This is a genomic window from Pedobacter glucosidilyticus DSM 23534 (assembly GCF_000425145.1).
GTDB classification, from domain to species: domain Bacteria; phylum Bacteroidota; class Bacteroidia; order Sphingobacteriales; family Sphingobacteriaceae; genus Pseudopedobacter; species Pseudopedobacter glucosidilyticus.
The window spans coordinates 1-5,421 of the sequence record NZ_AULF01000059.1; the positions used below are offsets into that span (position 1 = coordinate 1).

The 5,421-nt window shown below is 34.1% G+C and carries 7 protein-coding genes and 1 pseudogene; 1 reads left to right on the top strand and 7 read right to left on the bottom strand.

What is annotated here, in order from left to right; genetic code table 11:
- Positions 1-42 precede the first annotated feature (42 nt).
- Positions 43-282 (top strand): hypothetical protein, encoded by a 240-nt coding sequence (locus H510_RS20145; protein WP_026904671.1) that lies wholly within the window; start codon positions 43-45, stop codon positions 280-282.
- Between the two features lie 490 nt (positions 283-772).
- On the opposite strand, the gene H510_RS0112730 is transcribed toward H510_RS20145, so the two are convergent.
- From H510_RS0112730 to H510_RS20260, 7 genes and pseudogenes are all read right to left on the bottom strand, one after another.
- On the bottom strand, positions 773-1,660 hold the full coding sequence (locus H510_RS0112730; protein ID WP_211226575.1) for an NAD-dependent epimerase/dehydratase family protein: 888 nt from the start codon (positions 1,658-1,660) through the stop codon (positions 773-775).
- A gap of 14 nt (positions 1,661-1,674) precedes the next feature.
- Positions 1,675-3,129 (bottom strand): Fic family protein, encoded by a 1,455-nt coding sequence (locus tag H510_RS0112735; protein ID WP_026904674.1) that lies wholly within the window; start codon positions 3,127-3,129, stop codon positions 1,675-1,677.
- Between the two features lie 104 nt (positions 3,130-3,233).
- The gene (locus tag H510_RS0112740) at positions 3,234-3,419 is read right to left on the bottom strand and encodes a hypothetical protein (RefSeq protein ID WP_026904675.1); all 186 of its coding nucleotides are present in this window, start codon (positions 3,417-3,419) and stop codon (positions 3,234-3,236) included.
- A gap of 192 nt (positions 3,420-3,611) precedes the next feature.
- Positions 3,612-3,935: a helix-turn-helix domain-containing protein gene (locus H510_RS0112745; protein ID WP_026904676.1), complete on the bottom strand. Its 324-nt coding sequence runs from the start codon at positions 3,933-3,935 to the stop codon at positions 3,612-3,614.
- Position 3,936: 1 nt separating this feature from the next.
- Positions 3,937-4,284 carry a type II toxin-antitoxin system RelE/ParE family toxin gene (locus H510_RS0112750; protein ID WP_026904677.1) on the bottom strand — a complete coding sequence of 116 codons (348 nt, stop codon included), beginning with the start codon at positions 4,282-4,284 and terminating at the stop codon, positions 3,937-3,939.
- Positions 4,285-4,500: 216 nt separating this feature from the next.
- On the bottom strand, positions 4,501-4,830 hold the full coding sequence (locus tag H510_RS20615) for a Fic family protein (protein ID WP_342662630.1): 330 nt from the start codon (positions 4,828-4,830) through the stop codon (positions 4,501-4,503).
- Between the two features lie 381 nt (positions 4,831-5,211).
- Positions 5,212-5,421 (bottom strand): annotated as a pseudogene (locus H510_RS20260) (SDR family NAD-dependent epimerase/dehydratase); the annotation flags it as partial.

The following is a 5,421-nucleotide window of genomic DNA, read 5'->3' on the forward strand; positions in this document are numbered from 1 at the left end:
TAGTGACTATCACTACATGAAGAATATAAAAAAGACTGCTTCATGCTTCGCAGTGACAAAAACCTGAGCAGAATAGAAGGGATTGTCACCCTGAGCGGAGGTAAGGAGGTGTATGATAAGCAAAATGCTTCGACTCAGCATAGCATGACACAAAAGCCAAGAGTGCTTAACATGGAGTGGCGATTTATCACCTTGATTATTAAAAGCAGTTTTTTTAACCGCAGAGGTTACAGTGTGCACAGAGGTCTTTCTGGTTTTATTACCCAGCTGGATGTTGTTTAATGCATGATTTTGTTATCATGAACGTAGTGATTTATCTTTGTATGAAGGTTATAAAAGACTGCTTCATGCTTCTAAGTGACAAAAACCTGAGCAGAGTTCTTCTTGAGCTTGTTTGCAACGAGTTCTTACTATGGGGTGGCGATTGTATCGCTCTGTTTATTAAACGCAGATTTTTTTTACCGCAGAGGGCGCAGTGTGCACAGAGGTCTTTCTGGTTTTATTTCCTAGCTGGATGTTGTTTAATGCATGATTTTGTTATCATGAACGTAGTGATTTATCTCTATATGAAGGATATAAAAGACTGCTTCATGCTTCGCAGTGACAAAAGACTCTGTATAAGATATTAGCTCTCCTATCCTGAAATTCTATAAGTAGGATTTAAGTTCTTAACTTAAAAATAATCAAAGCGAGTATGAGACTAGCTTTATACTCCTATTCAAACATGTGTTTTACTGATATGATGAACAGCTTAAATGCAGCAAAGCTTAAACTAATTAAAAGATTTTATAGTTCTTTGTAAACCTTCTCTGGTAGATACTGGAAATTCTTTTTTTAAAGCTTCTTTAATTTTAGCATTAGAAACCACATAGTTTTCGGTGAGCTTATTTAACCGCTCTAAGTTTAAAGGTAATTTAAGAACGTCACCTAATTGAGCTATTCCTTTGATTAAACCACTTGGGATAGCCCAAAGCCGAGGTTTTAAGCCTAAACAAGAAGCTATAAGCGATACTAATTCATTAGTAGATAAACTTTCATCATCAGCTAGGTTGTAAACACCAGAGGGAATATCTTGCACTAATAATTCTTTAATGACAAAACAAAAATTCTCAATACTTAGAAAAGAGCGTCTATTCTCAAAAGCAGCTAAAGGATAGGGAACTCCTTTACTTACAAATTTATAAAGCAAGTTTAAATTTCCTTTATTACCAGGACCATGAATCATACAGGGTCTTAAAATACAATAAGATTTTCCTTCTGGCAATGGTTGACTTTTGATATATTCCTCCGCCATTAACTTGGATTTACCATAATGAGTTTGAGGGGCAGGTTTAATCTCTTCCGTTAATATATCATTAACTGAATCTGCGGCGGCTTTTACCGAACTGATATAAATAAACTTACGAGCATCTGATTTTAAAAAAGCATCATAAAGCTGCTTGATTAGTTCAAAATTCGCATCATAATAATCTTGAGGTTGAGAAACGTTTTTTAAATCATGGGCTTTACCGGCTAAGTGGATAATGGCTTCTGTATCGTTTAAATATATTTCTTGATTAGGGACGTATCTTAATGATAGTTTATAAATCTCGTACTCAGCAAGATATGGAATAAGATTCTGTCCGGTGAAACCGGAGGTGCCGGTGATGGTTAGTTTCATGATATTAGAGCAAATTAATTTTTTATAACATTCTCACTAAGATATTTTCTCGCTCGTTCTGTAAGTTTATATTTTTGTAACCGACTATTTGGCTTTTCTGGAATGGTTTGAACAATTAAGCCTAAAGAAATGGCCGGATGGATATAGTTAGCTCTATGCTTAATTCCCAATCTGGCTCGCATTTCGCTGGAAGATAATTCTCCTTGAGCTAGTAATTTCAACAGTTGAATGACTGGGTCGGTGAATGGGTCGGTGACTGGGTCGGTAAAGGCTAAATAATGCGAAGAAATAGGTACCTTAACTTCAAAAACAGTTACTTTAGAAAAATCAAATTCTGCAACACCATTCCCATTTTCTAATAATTCTTCCTTAACCCTAGCAACACCTCTACTAAATCTATTAACATAGCCTAAAATCTTTAAGGCTTCTGCGATAACTGGATTACGATAATCATTTACATTAGGAAAGTTTTCGGGGCGAGCATTACCATACAAATTTCCAGGATTCATTAATTCTATACGATTTGAATATTCATAAAAGCGAATTGGAGTATTTGATTCATAATCACGATGCATGATTGCGTTCATCATTAATTCTCGGATTGCCCAAAAAGAATAATTTTTAACGATTTCTTCCCTTAGAACCGTAACAGGTACTGGATGCCTCTTTATAAGAGAAGTTTCTATAAAAGTATCTAATTTTAAAAGAATTGAGAACAAATCTCCAGAGAATTTAAGCTCATTATTTATCTCAGAGCCTAGCGTTAGTCCTTTAAAACTTACATATTGAACATAAGCCCCAAAAAGAAAAAACTCAGGGCTCTTACCAAATAATATTACACCTGCATGAGTTGGACAATTGTATCTAACATCAAAAAAACGTAATGAGGCTAATTGCTCTCTAATATCTCTATGATCATTTTTGAGGCTTTCTGCATCTATAGCTTTAGGCAAATAATATTGAGTAAAAATATCTAGGTTCAAATCAGCTAAAGAAGCACCTAAACATGGCCGAGTATCAAAAGTTGTTGCAGAAGAAACTCTTTTCTCTATCAGAATTCGCTCTTCGGCTTCATTAGCTACAGCCTTTCCTGGCCCAACCCTAATCCACACTTGTCCTTTATAACGAAGAGGTGGAAAACTAGAAGGCAGTACCTCCACCACCACAACATCTCCTTCTGCAAAATTAAAATGGCATATACTAATTTGAGGTTGTGGAAGAATTAAGCCATCAGATCTTAAGCCACCTAAGTTTTTCAATAAATCATCTGTAACGTTTAAACCAGACAGTTGCCCATTATCATCAACTCCAATAAGTAAATAACCTGGCTGTTGATGATTAGAAAAATCATTTGCAAAGGCACAAATAGCAATAGCGAACTTTTGTGTGTTATTTGTAGAAACAGTACGCTCTACCCTATCTGATTCAAGATTTAGCAAAAGTTCTCTTAACTGTATTTTAGTTATCAAAATATTTACTTTTTACTCAAATATAAGAATGCAAATGTATAATCTATTGCTATTCTAGAAATAGTAGCTATACTTAAAATAACGTTATAAAAAGATAAACTGCTTTAAACATTTTTTAAATCATACGCTTTAGCAGCTAAGTGGATGATGGCTTCTGTATCGTTTAAATATATTTCTTGATGGGCAATGTATCTTAGAAATAGTTTCCTAAGATTATGCTCAGTGAGATACGGGACAAGATTTTGTCCAGCGAAGCCAGAGGTTCTGGTGAGTAACAGTCTATTATTCATTGTAGATTTTCATTTAACAAAATCGGATTCTTATAAAGACATTTATCGTTTTGCCGCTTGCCACATTAAGAGATTTGGGAGCGCAAAACTTTCTACCAAGCACAAATGTTGATAGAGCTACTTCACTTGAATTAACCACGTTAGCCCCCATAGCAGCAAACGGCTGTGGCTGTTGTGTGTTGGGCATACTTTTTAGTACGCTAACTTTTTGTTATTCAGTTCCACATTAAAGTTCACTTTTGCACCCAAAGCTTCAAAAACTTTCATAATAGTTTCAAATCTTGCATTTTTTACACTGTTTTCAATTTTTGAAATTTGAGCTTTTTGAACACCTACAAGTTCGCCTAATTCTTTTTGGGTCATATTTCGTTCTTGTCGAGCTTGTTTTATCGCTTGTCCTAACAAGTCAATTCTCAACTCATTTTCAAATGCTTCTCGCTTTTCTGTTCCACGCTTTCCAATGTGTTTGTCAATCATTGTTTCAAGCGAAACGGTTTTAAATTTATTGGTCGCCATATTATTTATTTTTTGCTTTGTATTCTAAATATTGTTTTCTAATTTCTTCCGCCTTTTTAATTTCATTTTTTGGGGTTTTCTGTGTTTTCTTTAAAATTCCGTGTGTAGCCACCACCAAAGTTTCTTTACCATTTGATTTGACCCAAAATGAAAAAAGTCGGAATGCTTTTCCATTGTACAAAGTCCTAAATTCCCAAATGAAGTCATTGAGCTTTTTGAATAATTCATTATCGTTTACAAATTGAGCTTTTTTGATATTGTAATAAATTTTTTCTCTAGATTTATAATCAAGATTTTCTAAAAACTCTATTGCTTCTGGCAGTAACTCAATGTCAAAATTTGGCTTCATTCATAGTTTTTGTCAAAGATAAATATTTCCTTATTGGGAAACAATCATTTTAAGTAAATTCGATTTGTCAAGTAGATTGGAAGCTGGTAAATTTGAAATAATAAATCGCAGATGATGGAAGTATCGGATTTTCCCAAGGTGATGATGTCTTGCTTTTTAGAGTTGAAAAAATTGACCTTCCTAAGAACCCTGTTGATCCCGTCAATATGATATCCATTATTTTATCTTTTCTAAATATTTTATAGCCCTAGCGGTTAGCTTATATTTTTGTAAGCGGCTATTGGGCTTTTCTGGAATGGTTTGAACAATTAAGCCTAAAGAAATGGCTGGATGGATATAGTTATCTCTAAAGTTAGCTCTATGCTTAATTCCTAATCTGGCTCGCATTTCGCTGGAAGATAATTCTCCTTGAGCTAGTAATTTCAACAGTTGAATGACTGGGTCGGTGACTGGGTCGGTAAAGGCTAAATAATGCGAAGAAATAGGTACCTTAACTTCAAAAACAGTTACTTTAGAAAAATCATTTGCAAAGGCACAAATAGTAATAGCGAACTTTTGTTTGTTATTTGTAGAAACAACGCTCTACCCTATCTGATTCAAGATCTAGCAAAAGTTCTCTTAACTGTATTTTAGTTATCAAAATATTTACTTTTTACTCAAATATAAGAATGCAAATGTATAATCTATTGCTATTCTAGAAATAGTAGCTATGCTTAAAATAACGTTATAAAAAGATAAACTGCTTTAAAAGTTTTTTTAAATCATGGGCTTTACCGGCTAAGTGGATGATGGCTTCTGCATTATCTAAATATATTTCTTGATTAGGGACGTATCTTATAGATAGTTTCCTAAGATTATGCTCAGCGAGATACGTGACAAGATTTTGTCCGGCGAAGCCGGAGGTGCCGGTGATGGTTAGTTTCAAAACTATCTATTATAATTTGCAAAATCTTTGTGGTCTATTTTTTCTAAAGCCTCTTTTGATAGAGATTTAAAATATTCGTAAGTTATTTTTAAACCTTCTGCCCTGTTCACTTTAGGTTCCCATTTTAACAGTTCTTTTGCCTTGGTTATATCGGGGCGACGTTGCTTAGGATCATCTTGTGGCAAAGGTTTATAAATTACCTTTTGTTGTGT